Annotated in this window: 14 protein-coding genes, 1 tRNA gene and 1 riboswitch; of the genes, 6 read left to right on the forward strand and 9 right to left on the reverse strand. The window is 58.9% G+C overall.

Features of this window, described 5'->3' with window-relative positions:
• Nucleotides 1–59: 59 nt before the first annotated feature.
• Nucleotides 60–632 (reverse strand): peroxidase-related enzyme, encoded by a 573-nt coding sequence (locus HHJ17_RS16920; RefSeq protein WP_296506630.1) that lies wholly within the window; start codon nt 630–632, stop codon nt 60–62.
• 106 nt (nt 633–738) lie between these two features.
• Nucleotides 739–2,172, reverse strand: coding sequence for a catalase (locus HHJ17_RS16925; RefSeq protein WP_296506632.1), 1,434 nt, complete (start codon nt 2,170–2,172; stop codon nt 739–741).
• A 203-nt stretch (nt 2,173–2,375) separates the two neighbouring features.
• Here HHJ17_RS16925 and HHJ17_RS16930 point away from each other — a divergent pair, with 203 nt between their 5' ends.
• Nucleotides 2,376–2,753, forward strand: coding sequence for a carboxymuconolactone decarboxylase family protein (locus HHJ17_RS16930; protein ID WP_296506634.1), 378 nt, complete (start codon nt 2,376–2,378; stop codon nt 2,751–2,753).
• Between the two features lie 44 nt (nt 2,754–2,797).
• Nucleotides 2,798–2,971: riboswitch (yybP-ykoY riboswitch) on the forward strand.
• Nucleotides 2,972–2,975: 4 nt separating this feature from the next.
• Nucleotides 2,976–3,551 carry a TMEM165/GDT1 family protein gene (locus tag HHJ17_RS16935; protein ID WP_296506636.1) on the forward strand — a complete coding sequence of 192 codons (576 nt, stop codon included), beginning with the start codon at nt 2,976–2,978 and terminating at the stop codon, nt 3,549–3,551.
• 226 nt (nt 3,552–3,777) lie between these two features.
• Here the strand turns inward: HHJ17_RS16935 and HHJ17_RS16940 are convergent, their stop codons facing one another.
• Nucleotides 3,778–3,924 (reverse strand): lmo0937 family membrane protein, encoded by a 147-nt coding sequence (locus tag HHJ17_RS16940; RefSeq protein ID WP_296506638.1) that lies wholly within the window; start codon nt 3,922–3,924, stop codon nt 3,778–3,780.
• 249 nt (nt 3,925–4,173) lie between these two features.
• Here HHJ17_RS16940 and HHJ17_RS16945 point away from each other — a divergent pair, with 249 nt between their 5' ends.
• Nucleotides 4,174–4,488 carry a BON domain-containing protein gene (locus tag HHJ17_RS16945; protein WP_296506640.1) on the forward strand — a complete coding sequence of 105 codons (315 nt, stop codon included), beginning with the start codon at nt 4,174–4,176 and terminating at the stop codon, nt 4,486–4,488.
• A 38-nt stretch (nt 4,489–4,526) separates the two neighbouring features.
• Here the strand turns inward: HHJ17_RS16945 and HHJ17_RS16950 are convergent, their stop codons facing one another.
• On the reverse strand, nt 4,527–5,069 hold the full coding sequence (locus tag HHJ17_RS16950) for a PAS and helix-turn-helix domain-containing protein (RefSeq protein ID WP_296506641.1): 543 nt from the start codon (nt 5,067–5,069) through the stop codon (nt 4,527–4,529).
• Nucleotides 5,070–5,172: 103 nt separating this feature from the next.
• On the opposite strand from HHJ17_RS16950, the gene HHJ17_RS16955 reads away from it, so the two are divergent.
• Nucleotides 5,173–5,880 (forward strand): CoA transferase subunit A, encoded by a 708-nt coding sequence (locus HHJ17_RS16955; RefSeq protein WP_296506643.1) that lies wholly within the window; start codon nt 5,173–5,175, stop codon nt 5,878–5,880.
• 2 nt (nt 5,881–5,882) lie between these two features.
• Nucleotides 5,883–6,521: a 3-oxoacid CoA-transferase subunit B gene (locus HHJ17_RS16960; protein WP_296499595.1), complete on the forward strand. Its 639-nt coding sequence runs from the start codon at nt 5,883–5,885 to the stop codon at nt 6,519–6,521.
• On the opposite strand, the gene HHJ17_RS16965 is transcribed toward HHJ17_RS16960, so the two are convergent.
• From HHJ17_RS16965 to HHJ17_RS16975, 3 genes are all read right to left on the reverse strand, one after another.
• The gene (locus HHJ17_RS16965; RefSeq protein WP_296506645.1) at nt 6,518–7,273 is read right to left on the reverse strand and encodes a transferase; all 756 of its coding nucleotides are present in this window, start codon (nt 7,271–7,273) and stop codon (nt 6,518–6,520) included. The two genes, HHJ17_RS16960 and HHJ17_RS16965, sit on opposite strands and share 4 nt — an antisense overlap.
• Nucleotides 7,274–7,282: 9 nt before the next feature.
• Nucleotides 7,283–7,356, reverse strand: a tRNA-Gly gene (locus HHJ17_RS16970).
• 59 nt (nt 7,357–7,415) lie between these two features.
• Nucleotides 7,416–8,903, reverse strand: coding sequence for an NAD-dependent succinate-semialdehyde dehydrogenase (locus HHJ17_RS16975; RefSeq protein WP_296506647.1), 1,488 nt, complete (start codon nt 8,901–8,903; stop codon nt 7,416–7,418).
• A gap of 232 nt (nt 8,904–9,135) precedes the next feature.
• On the opposite strand from HHJ17_RS16975, the gene alaS reads away from it, so the two are divergent.
• Nucleotides 9,136–11,862 carry an alanine--tRNA ligase gene (gene alaS / locus HHJ17_RS16980; protein ID WP_296506649.1) on the forward strand — a complete coding sequence of 909 codons (2,727 nt, stop codon included), beginning with the start codon at nt 9,136–9,138 and terminating at the stop codon, nt 11,860–11,862.
• Between the two features lie 141 nt (nt 11,863–12,003).
• Here the strand turns inward: alaS and HHJ17_RS16985 are convergent, their stop codons facing one another.
• A complete protein-coding gene (locus HHJ17_RS16985; RefSeq protein WP_296506651.1) occupies nt 12,004–13,080 on the reverse strand; it encodes an acyltransferase family protein in 1,077 nt (358 codons plus the stop codon).
• On the reverse strand, nt 13,077–14,219 hold the full coding sequence (locus tag HHJ17_RS16990; protein WP_296506653.1) for a hypothetical protein: 1,143 nt from the start codon (nt 14,217–14,219) through the stop codon (nt 13,077–13,079). Before HHJ17_RS16990 ends, HHJ17_RS16985 begins: the two co-directional genes overlap by 4 nt.
• Nucleotides 14,220–14,347 lie beyond the last annotated feature (128 nt).

The following is a 14,347-nucleotide window of genomic DNA, read 5'->3' on the forward strand; positions in this document are numbered from 1 at the left end:
GACTAATCAGCCTCTAGCCCCCGTCTTATCTGCGCAAGCAGCTATTTAATTAATAGCGTCTATTTTGATTTTGGAATCCGGCCCATCTGGTAGAACTCGGGGTTGGGCATCATATTGGAGAAGCTGGCCATCCGGTTCGAGAGGCCAAAGAAGGCGGTGATGGCGGCAATGTCCCAGGCGTCTTCGTCATTGAAGCCGTGCGCGTGCAGGGCGGCAAAGTCGGCGTCCTCGACTTCGGCTGATTTCTGGCAGACCTTCATCGCAAAGTCCAGCATGGCGCGCTGCCGTGGCGTGATGTCGGCCTTGCGGTAGTTCACCGCCACTTGGTCGGCGACCAGCGGCTTTTTCTCATAGATGCGCAGAATCGCACCGTGCGCCACCACGCAATACAGGCACTGGTTGGCGGCGCTGGTGGTGGTCACGATCATTTCGCGGTCACCCTTGGTGAGGCCTGACTCTTTCAGCATCAGGGCGTCGTGGTAGGCAAAGAAGGCACGCCACTCGGCCGGTCGACGCGCCAGTGCTAGAAACACATTGGGCACGAAGCCCGCCTTCTCTTGCACCTCCAGCACTTTGGCCTTGATGTCGTCAGGCAGCTCATTGATGTCGGGGGCGGGGTAGCGTGTGCTCATGGTGTGTCTCTCGTTGATGTGGTTCGCTTCGCATGATACGTTTGCGCGGACGCAAAAAAAGCGCAGGGCTCATGCCCGGCGCTTGTGATTGTGTTGAACCGGCTGCTTACACCTTGAGCCCCAAGGCTTTGGCCACACCGGCGCCATAGGCCGGGTCGGCCTTGCTGCAGTTGGCGATGTGGCGTTGCTGAATCGCTTTCGAGGCGCCGCCGACGGAGCGGGCAGTGTTGTCAAACAGCACCTGCTGCTGCGCCGGCGTCATCAGGCGAAACAGATTGCCCGGTTGCGAGAAGTAGTCTTCGTCCACCCGGTGGTTCCAGTGGTCGGCGGCGCCCTCGATGGACAGCGGTGGTTCGGCAAAGTCGGGTTGCTCTTGCAAGGCGCCTTTGCTGTTGGGCTCGTAGCCAATCTCGGCGCCATTGTTGTGGTCGACGCGCATGGCGCCGTCGCGGTGGTTGCTGTGGAAGGGGCACTTGGGCGCGTTCACCGGAATCTGGTGGTGGTTCACACCCAGGCGGTAGCGCTGCGCATCGCCGTAGGCAAACAGGCGTGACTGCAGCATTTTGTCCGGCGAGAAGCTGATGCCCGGCACCACGTTGGCCGGCGAGAACGCCAACTGTTCGATTTCGGCAAAGTAGTTTTCGGCGTTGCGGTTGAGTTCCAGCACGCCGACGTCCCTCAGCGGGTAGTCGCCATGCGGCCAGACCTTGGTCAGGTCGAACGGATTCAGATGGTAGGTGGCCGCGTCTTTCTCCGGCATGACCTGAATCTTCAGGTTCCAGCGCGGGAAGTCGCCGTTGTCGATGGCGTTGAGCAGGTCCGACTGCGAGCTTTCGCGGTCTTTGCCGACCAGGGCTTCAGCCTCGGCATCGGTCAGGTTCTGGATGCCTTGTTGCGTCACGAGGTGGAACTTGACCCAGAAGCGCTCGTTCCTGGCATTGAGAAAACTGAAGGTGTGGCTGCCAAATCCGTGCATGTGGCGGTAGGACTTGGGCAGGCCGCGGTCACTCATGACGATGGTGACTTGGTGCAGTGCCTCCGGCAGCAGGGTCCAGAAGTCCCAGTTGTTTTCGGCGCTGCGCATGTTGGTGCGCGGATCGCGCTTGACGGCGCGGTTCAGGTCGGGAAACTTCAACGGGTCGCGCATGAAGAACACCGGCGTGTTGTTGCCCACCAGGTCCCAGTTGCCTTCTTCGGTATAAAACTTCATGGCAAAGCCGCGGATGTCACGCTCGGCATCCGCCGCACCGCGCTCACCGGCCACGGTGGAAAAACGCATTGCCAAGTCCGTCTTTTTGCCAATAGTCGAAAAGATTTTGGCCTTGCTGAACTGCGTGATGTCGTGCGTCACCGTGAAGCTGCCAAAGGCGCCTGAGCCTTTGGCATGCATGCGCCGCTCGGGAATCACTTCGCGGTGAAAGTGTGCCAGCTTTTCCAGATGCCAGACGTCCTGCAGCAGCATGGGGCCGCGCGGGCCGGCGGTGATGACATTCTGGTTGTCGGGGACCGGCGCGCCAGCTGCGGTGGTTAATTTGGTCATGGCTGTTTTCCTTTGCTGATAGATTGAAACAACTAATAGTCTTTTTATTATGTTCAGCGACTATCCATGAGGCAATAGCAATTCGATAGTAATTTTTCAAAGCGCTGATAGTTATTGGCTTTGTTTCAGGCCGCGAGTCCGACTGTCCCGATCGCGTGCCAGAGCCGCCCGCTATGCTCGGTGATTTTGCAGGAGTACACACGATGGATACCCAGTTTGACAAAGGCTTGGCGACGCGAAAACAGGTGATGGGCGAAGACTTTGTCGCCAAGGCCTTGGGCAATGTGACCGATTTCACGCGGCCCATGCAGCAGCACATCACCCGCAACGCCTGGGGCGATGTGTGGCAACGCGAGGGGCTGGATTTGAAAACCCGCAGCCTGATCACGGTGGCCATGCTTACCGCGTTAGGCAAGCAGCACGAGCTCAAGGGCCATGTGCGCGGCGCGCTGAACAACGGCGCCACCGTGGCCGAGATTCAAGAGGTGCTGCTGCACGCCAGCATTTACTGCGGTGTGCCGGCGGCGGTGGAGGCGTTTCGTTCGGCGGCTGAAGTGGTAGATGGGCCAGGTCAAGCTTGAATTGTGTTAGGTTGGGTTGGCAGCACACAAGCAACTGCTAAACTCAGCCCATCATTGGGGAGTAGTCGCCTTTCACGCTGTTGAAAGGGCTTGCGTCAACATACTTGATCGGTCGATCATGGTGCAAGCGGTTTCTAACTTGGCAAGACCTTTGACTGTGCAGCTTCGGAGTGGCCGGGGAGATGTGCGGTCATTGTTTTTTGTCCGGCCTTGGAATCCCTCATGGAAGCTCTTCTCATTTCTACTGGCGTTGTCGCTCTCGCAGAGATCGGCGACAAAACCCAACTGCTGGCGTTCATTCTCGCGGCACGTTTCAAAAAACCTCTTCCGATCATTGCCGGCATCCTGTGCGCCACGCTGGTCAATCACGGCCTGGCGGGCGCCTTGGGCGCGTGGATTACCTCCGTCGTCAGTCCCGAGGCGATGCGCTGGGCGTTAGGTCTGTCGTTTATCGGTATGGCGATCTGGACGCTGATTCCCGACAAGATCGAGGAAGAAGAAACCCAGGTGGCCAAACACCTCGGTGTTTTTGGTGCAACCCTCATCACCTTCTTTCTGGCCGAGATGGGCGACAAGACCCAGATCGCCACCGTTGCCCTGGCGGCGCACTACGGGGCGCCATTGATGGTTGTTGCGGGCACCACGCTGGGCATGCTGCTGGCGGATGTGCCGGCCGTTTTTGTTGGCAACAAGTTCGCCGCCAAAATTCCGATGAAACTGGTGCACTCCATTGCGGCCGGCATTTTTGCAGTGATGGGTTTGCTCACGCTGTTCAAGGTCGAGCAACTGTTTCAGTAGGCGTTGACACTCGCCATCAAGCGCCAGGGTTTAGGGTTTATGGCGCTTGGCTTGGCGGTGCGTATTAATAATCCGGCGGAGTATTCCTTGCTGCGTTAACTCAAGAATTTGATGAGAACGCCTGGATGAATGCTCCAGCCGACAAAGCCGGACAGTCCCATGAGAAAGCCAAAGCCAGCGGTGGGGTTGAGGCGCGACCCAGCAGGATTGTTTGCGTGAATGGTTGCTACAGACCGCGTCCTCGAATGAGCCGAATCAGAATCACAACGACCGCGATGACCAGGAGGATATGAATGAATCCGCCCATGGTGTATGCGCTGACTAATCCTAAAAGCCAGAGAACAAGCAAAATGACTGCAATGGTTTCAAGCATGTGTATTCTCCTTTAGCCAAAATTTGGCGGTAGTCAAATCATACGGCGGATTACCACGGATCGTCACTTTAGCCCTTGCACCACTGAGGCCTATGTGTTCTCGATTTTTTCTCAATCCGGGCTGGCACTTGATGGTGTAAGGCTTTAACTTGTCATCAGTGGGTTATCAGGTTACGCTGCAGTTGGCTGGTCGGGGCGTCTCGATCCGATCAATCTGTATCAGCTATCAACTATCACTGGAGGTTCAACATGATCATTCGCAACACTCTCGCCGCCATCATTGCGGCAGCGGCTTTGCTTACTGCAACGGGCTGCGCGGTCCATCGTGGTCAGGAAACCGTTGGCGCCTACGTCGACGATACAACGATCACCACCACGGTGAAGGCACGCTTTGTTCAAAACAAAGACGTCGACGCTTCCAGTATTCGGGTTGAAACTCTCAATGGCACGGTCCTGTTGTCCGGTTTCGCCAAGACCGCGAATGAGCGGAGTTCCGCTGAGACTCTCGCTCGGGGCGTTAGCGGTGTGAAAGCGGTCAAGAACGAGATTGCCATTCGTCCTTGATCCTCGCCAGAAACTTCTGTCAATCAGAGCTTCAGGTTTCAGCCCGCCATTAGTTTGTGCACTAAATCGCCCGTGTTCGCTGCCTTGTATTTACGCATCAAGCGGGCACGGTAGATTTCAACGGTGCGGTGGCTGATGGTGAGCGCCTTGCCGATTTCTTTAGACGTGAGGCCGTCCATCAGATGGGCGGCCACCTCGCGTTCTCGCGCCGTGAGTTCGGCCTTGACCGGGCGACGTGAGCTCATGTCAATAAAGGTCCAGATGCCTGCCTCATGCGGCGCGTCCTGGTTCAGTGCCCGGCCGGTCACATGACACCAAAAGGTTTCGCCACTGGATCGCTTCATGATGCGATCATCCGCGTAGGTGCCGTTGCGATTCAAAATGGGTGCAATGCGCAGACCGGTGCGCTCAAACTCGATGAGACTCGGGTACAGCACCTGAAACGATTGGCCCACCAGCAGTTCGCGTGATGCGCCAAACATCTCGCACAAGTGGCGGTTGCAGTCCAGCATTTGCCGGTTGCGCGACAGAACCAGTCCGACCGGTGCCAGCTCGAATGCAAGACGGTAATCAATATCCATGCTTGTGTGGGTCGCAAGAGTTAGGGTTTGTACTTTACGAAGAACTACGTATTTAGCTAGGTAGTATCGTACGTGCATAAATTCTTTGAAGGAGATAGATCAAGTGAATAAGATTTACCCAAGTGCCGCCAAGGCGCTGGAAGGCATTGTCAAAGACGGGCAACTTCTGGCTGTCGGTGGCTTCGGCCTGTGTGGCATCCCCGAGGCCCTGATTGACGCCCTGCGCGATACCGGCGTCAAAGATCTGACGGTCATCTCCAACAACGCGGGTGTCGATGGCTTCGGCCTGGGCAAACTGCTGGAGACCCGCCAGATCACCAAAATGATCTCCAGCTACGTGGGTGAAAACAAAGAATTCGAACGTCAATACCTTGCGGGTGAGTTGCAGCTTGAATTCACGCCGCAGGGCACGCTGGCTGAAAAGCTGCGGGCCGGTGGTGCTGGCATTCCGGCGTTTTACACCCGCACGGGCGTGGGCACACTGGTGGCTGAAGGCAAGGAAAACCGGGTGTTTGATGGCCATGTCTACATCATGGAACACGCCCTGGTGCCCGAAGTCTCGCTGGTCAAGGCCTGGAAGGCTGACAAGAGTGGCAATTTGCTGTTCCGCCGCACGGCGCGTAACTTCAATCCGGCCGTTGCAATGGCGGGCAAGATCACGGTCGTTGAGGTGGAGGAGATTGTCGAGACCGGCACCTTCGATCCTGATTCAGTGCATTTGCCCGGCATTTACGTGCACCGGATTGTGCTCAATGCAACGCCCGAGAAGCGCATTGAAAAAAGAACCATCACTGAGAAAGCAGGAGTCTGATCATGGCTTGGACACACGACCAAATGGCGGCCAAAGCTGCTGAAGAATTGCATGATGGGTTTTACGTCAACCTGGGGATTGGCTTGCCAACCATGGTGGCGAATTTCGTCAACCCGGACATTGAGGTTTGGCTGCAAAGCGAAAACGGCATGCTGGGCATCGGCCCGTTTCCAACCGACGACGAGGTCGATGCCGACTTGATCAACGCCGGCAAGCAGACCGTGACGACCATTCCCGGGTCCTCAATTTTTGGCAGTCACGACAGCTTCGCCATGATTCGTGGCGGCAAGATCAACCTGAGCATTCTGGGCGCCATGCAGGTGAGTGAAACCGGCGATCTGGCCAACTGGATGATCCCCGGCAAGATGGTCAAGGGCATGGGCGGCGCGATGGATCTGGTGGGGGGCGTCAAGAGCGTCGTTGTGCTGATGGAACACGTGGCGAAGAAAAAAGACGGCACCATCGATTTGAAGATACTGCCCACTTGCACGCTGCCGCTCACCGGCGTCGGCGTGGTGGACCGCATCATCACCGATCTGGCTGTGCTGGATGTGACGCCGCACGGCCTGAAAGTGGTGGAGATGGCGCCCGGCGTGACGCGCGAAGAGTTGCAGGCCAAGACGGGCGTGCAGCTGCACTAACCCGGCTGCGTCATGTCCCAGGAGATACGCGAAAACTCTCGCTGGAGTTGATCGCGTACTTCCTGGTCAAAATTTTTCAGCGGGTCGTTCTGCCGCAGCTCATCCACTGACATACGGGGCCCTTTGCTCGCAAAAAGAATGCTGTTGCTTTTTTCTTTGGAGGCGATCTCCAGCAGGTTGCCGTCGAAAGCCAGTCGGATGCGCCCGCTGAACACCGGGTGCTCCGGGTGATCGTGATGCAGGTTGGCTGCCATGACCCCATGGGGTGAGAGCACCTTGAAGCAGTCGTCGTAAAAGCGCTGTGAGCACAGGCTTGGCGCTTGTCCCCGACTGTCGAAGCCGTCTACCAGCAGCACATCAAATCGTTCTGAGGTGTCGCGTACAAAGTCAGCCCCGTCCGCACAAATCATGGCGATACGCGTCTCATCTTCGGGCACTTCAAATTCTTGCCGCAGTGCAATCACCTGAGGATTGATTTCAAGCACCGTGAACCGTGTGTCAGGCAGGTGGCGGTAACAAAACTTGAGCAGCGACCCGCCGCCCAGTCCAATCATGGCGATGTTGGCTGGCCGGCTGTTAAACATCAAAAAACCCATCATCGTGCGGGTGTAATCCACCTCCAGTTGGGTCGGTCGCGCACTGCACATGCGGCTTTGCAGCTGGTCCAGGGTGAAATACAGGGATTTGATGCCGTCGGCAGAAAACACGAAAGGCGCATCGAACAGGGATGCATCGGATTCTGGGTGGGACATGATTTTGACTGGAGCGGGTGATGAGAATCGAACTCACGTATCGAGCTTGGGAAGCTAGCGTTCTACCATTGAACTACACCCGCAATTGATGCTGCCAGAGCCAGCGGCCTTGACTCATCCGCTGTTCTGGAAGCTGCAGAGTTTACTGCAGGATGTCGCCAATGCAGAGATATTTGATCTCGACATAGTCATCCATGCCGTGGTGTGAACCCTCGCGGCCCAGACCGGACTGCTTGACGCCGCCAAACGGCACATGCTCAGTTGCCAGAATGCCGACGTTGATACCGACCATGCCGTATTCCAGTGCCTCGGCCACCCGGAATATCCGGCCCACGTCGCGGCTGTAGAAATAGCTGGCCAAGCCGAATTCGGTATGGTTGGCGGCGTCAATCGCTTCCTGCTCGGTGGTGAAGCGGAACACGGGCGCGAACGGGCCGAAGGTTTCTTCTTTGGCGCACAGCATGTCGGCGGTGGCTTCCGAAATGACGGTGGGCTCAAAAAACTGGCCACTTAATGGCTTGCCGCCGGCCATGATCTGGCCGCCCTTGGCGATGGCGTCAGCGACGTGGCGGCTGACTTTGTCGACGGCCGCGTCTTCGATCAGCGGGCCTTGCGTGACACCTTCTTCAAAGCCGTTGCCGACTTTGAGTGCTTTGACCTTGGCGGCAAACTTGGTCACAAACTGGTCGTACACGCCACTCTGCACATAAAAGCGGTTGGCACAAACGCAGGTTTGGCCGGCGTTGCGGTATTTGCTGAGCATGGCACCTTCGACGGCGGAGTCGATGTCGGCATCGTCAAACACGATAAAGGGCGCATTGCCGCCCAGTTCCAGCGACATTTTCTTGACGGTTGGGGCCGATTGCGCCATCAGGATGCGACCGACTTCGGTGGAGCCGGTGAAGCTGATGTGGCGCACCACGTCGCTGGCACAGATGACCTTGCCGACGGCAATGGAGTTGTTGCCGTCGGCGGTAATCATGTTCAGCACGCCAGCCGGAATACCGGCGCGAATCGCCAACTCGGCGGCCGCCAGCGCGGTCAGTGGTGTCAGCTCGGCCGGCTTGATGAGGACGGTGCAGCCAGCGGCCAGCGCCGGGGCCACCTTGCGCGTGATCATGGCCAGCGGGAAGTTCCAGGGTGTGATCGCGGCGCAGACGCCAATCGGCTGCTTGATCACCATCAGGCGGCGGTTGTTGTCGAATTGGGGCAGGGTTTCGCCATTGACGCGCTTGGCTTCTTCGGCAAACCACTCCACAAAGCTGGCGCCATAGGCGACTTCGCCCTTGGCTTCCGTAAACGGCTTGCCTTGCTCGGCGGTCATGATGCGTCCCAGGTCGTCCTGATTGGCCATCAACAAATCAAACCACTTGCGCAAGATGATGCTGCGCTCTTTGGCGGTCTTGCTGCGCCAAGCCGGCCAGGCGGCGTTGGCGGCTGCGATGGCCAGCTCTGCCTCGGCCGGGCCGAGGTTGGCGACATCGGCCAGTTTGTGACCGGTGGCCGGATCCAGGATGTCAAAGCGGCTGGCACCGGCGAGCCACTGGCCGTTGATCAATGCATCGGCCTTGAGCAGCGTCGGGTCGTTCAGCAGCGAGAGGGGTGATGTTTGAGTAGGTGTCATGTCCATGGCGGTCAGTGGGTTGAGTTTGGGAGGAAGGCAGAACCAAAGCATCAAGCGTAGCGGGTTTTCCGCTGGGTCGTCGTGCCGTTTGCGACAAGTCGCAAACGGCACTTGCTTGGCGACATCGTCACCGTGTCTTGATGACTTAAAATTTATAGCTTCGGTGGCTGGCTGTCTTCATGCTTTACCGACCACAGCCGATTCGCCCCAAGAACTACTCAATCTTTCCTCCTTCGCCATGAACTCAACTGTCACCTCCGCTAGCGTTGCCGATATCCGCAAGATATTTCTGGACTTCTACGAGTCCAAGGGGCACACCGTGGTCCCGTCCAGCCCGCTGGTGCCGGGCAACGACCCGACGCTGATGTTTACCAACTCGGGCATGGTGCAGTTCAAAGACGTGTTTTTGGGCACCGACAAGCGCTCTTATGTGCGTGCCGCCTCGGTGCAAGCCTGCCTGCGTGCCGGCGGCAAGCACAACGATCTGGAAAATGTCGGTTACACCGCGCGCCACCACACCTTCTTCGAGATGCTGGGCAACTGGAGCTTTGGCGACTACTTCAAGCGCGACTCGCTCAAATGGGGCTGGGAACTGCTGACCCAGGTCTATGGCTTGCCCGCCGAGAAACTGCTGGTCACGGTCTACATTGACGATCAGGAAGCCTATGACATCTGGCACAACGAGATCGGCCTACCCGCCGACCGCATCGTGCGCATTGGCGACAACAAGGGCAAAAAATACGCCTCCGACAACTTCTGGATGATGGCCGACACCGGCCCCTGCGGTCCGTGCTCGGAGATTTTTTACGACCATGGCGCCCACATTCCGGGCGGCCCTCCCGGCAGCCCGGGTGAAGACGGTGACCGTTTCATCGAAATCTGGAACCATGTGTTCATGCAGTTTGACATGCAGCCCGACGGCAGCCTGGTCAAGTTGCCGGCACCCTGCGTCGACACCGGCATGGGCCTGGAGCGCCTCGCCGCCATCCTGCAGCACGTGCACAGCAACTACGAAATCGACATTTTTGCCGCGCTGATCAAGGCCGCCGCCCGCGAAACCGGCTGCGCCGATCTGGACAACAAGAGCCTGCGCGTGATTGCCGACCACATTCGCGCCACCGCGTTCCTGGTCAGCGACGGCGTGCTGCCGAGCAACGAAGGGCGCGGCTATGTGCAGCGCCGCATCATTCGTCGTGCCATTCGGCACGGTTACAAGCTGGACAAGAAGACGCCGTTTTTTCACAAGTTGGTGCCCGATCTGGTGGCCCTGATGGGTGAGGCTTATCCCAAGCTCAAGACGGATGAGACGCGCATCACCGAGGTGTTGAAGGCCGAAGAAGAGCGCTTCTTTGAGACGCTGGAAAACGGCATGCAGATTCTGGACAGCGCACTAAGTCATGAGGGAAAAGGTGGGGCTGGATTTGGTGATGGAAGTGGATTGGGTATGGGGGCAGGAAGTGGAGGTGGTCGTGGGGATGGCTCTGGTGGTGAGGACTTGCCCTTTATGTTGCCTGGCGATATCGCCTTCAAGCTTCACGATACCTACGGCTTCCCGCTGGATCTAACCAACGATGTGTGCCGCGAAAACGGTGTTGAGGTGGATGAAGCTGGTTTCCATGCCGCCATGGCGCAGCAAAAGGCCAAGGGCCGTGCTGCTGGCAAGTTCAAGATGGACCGCGCGCTGGACTATAGCGGCGAGGGCAACGATTTTGTCGGTTACGACAGCCTGACACAAGCTACTAAAGTTGTAGCGCTCTACGCAGACGGCACGCCGGCTACCGAGCTAAAAGCCGGTCAAACGGGGGTGGTGGTACTGGACGCCACGCCGTTCTACAGCGAAAGCGGTGGTCAGGTCGGCGACGAAGGCGCCATCTTTTGCGATACCGCGCTGTTTGAAGTCGGCGACACCCAGAAAATCAAGGCCGATGTGTTCGGTCACCACGGCACCCTGAAAACCGGCACCCTCAAGGTGGGCGACGCCGTGACGGCGCACGTTGACGCCGCTCTGCGCGCCGCGACTGAGCGCAACCACAGCGTGACCCATTTGATGCACAAAGCCCTGCGCGAAGTGCTGGGTGAGCATGTGCAGCAAAAGGGTTCGCTGGTGAACGCCGAACGCACCCGCTTTGACTTTGCCCACAACGCCCCGGTGACCGATGCCGAGATTCGCGAGATCGAAGCCCGGGTCAATGCCGAAATTTTGAGTAATGCCGCGACCCAGTCACGCGTGATGGACATCGAGTCGGCACAAGCGACCGGCGCCATGATGCTGTTCGGCGAGAAGTACGGCGAGTCGGTGCGTGTGCTCGACATCGGCGCCAGCCGCGAACTGTGCGGCGGTACCCATGTGCAGCGTACCGGCGACATTGGCCTGTTCAAGGTCGTGGCGGAAAGCGGTGTGGCGTCCGGCGTACGCCGTATTGAGGCCGTCACCGGCCAGAACGCGCTGACCTATTTGCAGGATTTGGAAGACACCGTGACCCAGGTCGCGGGCGCCCTCAAAGCGCCGGTGGTCGAGATCAATGACCGCATTGCCAGCGTGCTCGATCACGTCAAGGCGCTGGAGAAAGAAGTGACGGCCCTCAAGGGCAAACTGGCTTCCGCGCAGGGCGATGAACTGGTGACGCAAGCGGTGGTAGTGAATGGCGTCAAAGTGTTGGTGGCCATGCTCGAAGGGGCGGACACCAAGACCCTGCGCGATACCATGGACAAGCTGAAAGACAAGCTGAAGACCGCCGTCATCGTGCTGGCGGCCGTTGACGGTGACAAGGTGCAGATCGCTGCCGGTGTCACGCCCGATACGACCAGCAAAGTCAAGGCCGGTGAACTGGTCAACTTTATTGCCGCCCAGGTCGGTGGCAAAGGCGGCGGCAAGCCCGACATGGCGATGGCCGGCGGCACCGAGCCCGCCAAGCTGCCGGCAGCCTTGACTGGCGCGTTGAACTGGATTTCTGCCAAGCTTTAATTTGCTATTAATTGGATAGCTACTTGCGCATGCTACACGGGGGCTAGCGCTTGATTCGGTTCTAAATTTGCGAGACGGGCCCCTGGCCTGTCTATCGCAGGCCCCTTACGGCTGGTGAGCCCCTTGGTGCCGGCGGAGGGCTCAGTAGCCGTGTCGGGGCGATATTTTTTTACCGTGTGCGCCCAGTCGAGACAACGGCGCCTCGATCCAGCGTTCAAACAGCACGGCCAGTCCCAGGCAGGCCATCCAGCTGCCCAGTAACGCCAGCACGGCAGGCCAGGTGCCGCGCAGCCCCAGCCGCACAAACAGCGCATTGCCGAGCATCAAGACCGAAAAATGCACCAGAAACAGGGCGTAGGAAGTTTGCCCCAGCCGGCTAATCACACCTGTTAGCGAGGCGGGCAGGGCGGTTCGGGCGTGGGTGGCATGTTGATGCCATTGCAGCAATCCCAGGAGCAAGGCCACCGTCAGGGCCAAGGCGATGCGTTCGCGAAAATCAAACGCCAGCGCGAGCAGTCCGATGCCTGCCAGCAAACCGAGCAGCCAGCCGGGGCGGCGTGCGTTGCCGGCCCAGAAGGCGGCCGCCCCCATGCCATAGGCGCCAAAAAAGTACAGTGCCCAGTTGTCCCAACCCTCATCGCGATTGAAAAAGAACAGCGACGCCAGCATCAGGCCCAGCAGCAGCGCCTGCGGCCAGCGCGGGCTGCGGCCCAGCCACAGCAGCAGTGTCATGAGGGCGAAAAGCTGAAAGTCGATCGCCACATACCAGACACCGGCTGACAGGGAGTCGTAGCCGAGCACGCCCTGCAACAGCGTCGCATGCGACAGCGCCTGACGCCAGGTCGGTGCATCAGGGATGAAGTCGGCGTTGAGCCAGTGGCGGGCCAGCGCCGCACTGGCGACGGCGAGCAACAGGGCGGCCAGGAAAGGCAGGATCAAGCGCTGGTAGCGCTGCAGGATCGAGCGCCAGGGGGAACTCACGCGCATCTGCCCGGCCGGGGCCAGACTGCGCACGGCCAGGTAACCGCCGAGCACCAGAAACACCTGCACCGCCATGCGGGCGTACTCGAAAAACCAGTCGGTCAACGCGGGGGCGGCGTCGCTCAGGGCATCGGCCAGCGGTCCGTACGCCACAAAGTGGTGCAGCACAATCAACTGCGCGGCGATCAGCTTGAGGGCATCAATGTGCGTTTGCCGGCCAGGCCTGGTGGAACTCATTGCGCGGGCAGCACCAGGTCGGCCGTGTCGGGGCGAACCCAGCGTGCGAATTCTCGCGTGGTGTCGATGCAGCCGCCGGCATCGGTGTAGACACCGCGGGGTTCACGGTAGCGCTCCATCACGGCCATGATCCGCTGAAGTTCAGCCGGGTTGTGCAAGGCCGCCTCGATCATCGGTTCAATCCGGGCTTCGTCGATGCGCTCCTCGCCGTTCTCGTCCAGATAGAGTCCGAGTCGCCAGTGGTAAATTTCCACACATTTACGGGCCAGGGTGTAAGGCTGCTCGTGCTTCCATAAGTTACTGAACAGGCCACCGCCCAGGTACATGACCCATGAACCTTCAAAACCCGAGGCCTCGGAAGAGGGTTCATCGGGATTGCGGAACCAGGTGCGGTCACCTGGCACGAAATAGCGGGGTGGCAAGGGTTCGTCCATTGAACCCTGCTCGCGCAGAAAAACCTCATGAAACTCGCCTGACGCGATGGGGCGCGCCGTCCACATCGTCTGCAATTGCTGGAGCAGGGCCGGGTTGATTTTTTCCAGCTCCTGCGCGATGCCCAACAAAATCACGTATTCAGTGGCGCGATAACAGGAGAACGCGTACAGGCTGCCCGACACCTCCGGTTGGGTGGCTTTGGTCAGGGCCGCGATCAGCGATACCCCGGGCAGGACGGTGAAGCCGCGGTCCTCGTTGTAAGTCCAGCAGTCCGGCGGGCGATCGACCTCGCGGGTGTGAAAGGCCAGCGTCGTTTTGCGAGCGGCCAGCACAATGTTGCGGCGGATGCGAACCGCTGACAGCAACTCATCCAGGCTGGGGAACTCGAAGGCCACCGGCCCCATGAGCAGTGTGACCACGATCTCGCGCATCAGATCCGCTGGCTGCGTCAAGGTGTCGAGGTGCAGTGTCTTGCAGAGTTGCAGCGTGTCGTGACCGGGTGCCCAAGCCTGCGCTTGTTCGTCATTGAGCCGCAGGCACAGAAAAGGTCCGACGGCATCGGCACCGGTTTCAACCCTCACATGCGGCGCCAGATCCAGTGCGTCAAGCAGCTTCAGCACGGCCTGGCCTTCCTCAATGGCCTCGGTTGTTGGATTGCCCCGAATAAGAATGCCGCGAAGGGCGGGGCGACCTTGATTGCCCATCGTGCTGTTTGTTTCCTGCCAGTAACGCATTATTTGACTGGGCAAAATACCCCAAGCGAAACCCGGTATTGTGCGCTTGAGAACAAGGGCCTCTTCATCGTCAGTTCGGCTCCGTTTGGAGCGATCGC

Origin of the sequence: Rhodoferax sp. (genome assembly GCF_012927445.1) — a bacterium.
Classification (GTDB): domain Bacteria; phylum Pseudomonadota; class Gammaproteobacteria; order Burkholderiales; family Burkholderiaceae_C; genus Rhodoferax.

What these genes read in the sequence shown, in the direction of transcription:
- HHJ17_RS16925 (WP_296506632.1), bottom strand. Translation starts at nt 2,172, where the DNA reads ATGACCAAATTAACCACCGCAGCTGGCGCGCCGGTCCCCGACAACCAG.
- HHJ17_RS16975 (WP_296506647.1), bottom strand. Translation starts at nt 8,903, where the DNA reads ATGGACATGACACCTACTCAAACATCACCCCTCTCGCTGCTGAACGAC.
- HHJ17_RS16920 (WP_296506630.1), bottom strand. Translation starts at nt 632, where the DNA reads ATGAGCACACGCTACCCCGCCCCCGACATCAATGAGCTGCCTGACGAC.
- HHJ17_RS16940 (WP_296506638.1), bottom strand. Translation starts at nt 3,924, where the DNA reads ATGCTTGAAACCATTGCAGTCATTTTGCTTGTTCTCTGGCTTTTAGGA.
- HHJ17_RS16985 (WP_296506651.1), bottom strand. Translation starts at nt 13,080, where the DNA reads ATGAGTTCCACCAGGCCTGGCCGGCAAACGCACATTGATGCCCTCAAG.
- HHJ17_RS16930 (WP_296506634.1), top strand. Translation starts at nt 2,376, where the DNA reads ATGGATACCCAGTTTGACAAAGGCTTGGCGACGCGAAAACAGGTGATG.
- HHJ17_RS16990 (WP_296506653.1), bottom strand. Translation starts at nt 14,219, where the DNA reads ATGGGCAATCAAGGTCGCCCCGCCCTTCGCGGCATTCTTATTCGGGGC.
- HHJ17_RS16945 (WP_296506640.1), top strand. Translation starts at nt 4,174, where the DNA reads ATGATCATTCGCAACACTCTCGCCGCCATCATTGCGGCAGCGGCTTTG.
- HHJ17_RS16950 (WP_296506641.1), bottom strand. Translation starts at nt 5,069, where the DNA reads ATGGATATTGATTACCGTCTTGCATTCGAGCTGGCACCGGTCGGACTG.
- alaS (WP_296506649.1), top strand. Translation starts at nt 9,136, where the DNA reads ATGAACTCAACTGTCACCTCCGCTAGCGTTGCCGATATCCGCAAGATA.
- HHJ17_RS16935 (WP_296506636.1), top strand. Translation starts at nt 2,976, where the DNA reads ATGGAAGCTCTTCTCATTTCTACTGGCGTTGTCGCTCTCGCAGAGATC.
- HHJ17_RS16965 (WP_296506645.1), bottom strand. Translation starts at nt 7,273, where the DNA reads ATGTCCCACCCAGAATCCGATGCATCCCTGTTCGATGCGCCTTTCGTG.
- HHJ17_RS16960 (WP_296499595.1), top strand. Translation starts at nt 5,883, where the DNA reads ATGGCTTGGACACACGACCAAATGGCGGCCAAAGCTGCTGAAGAATTG.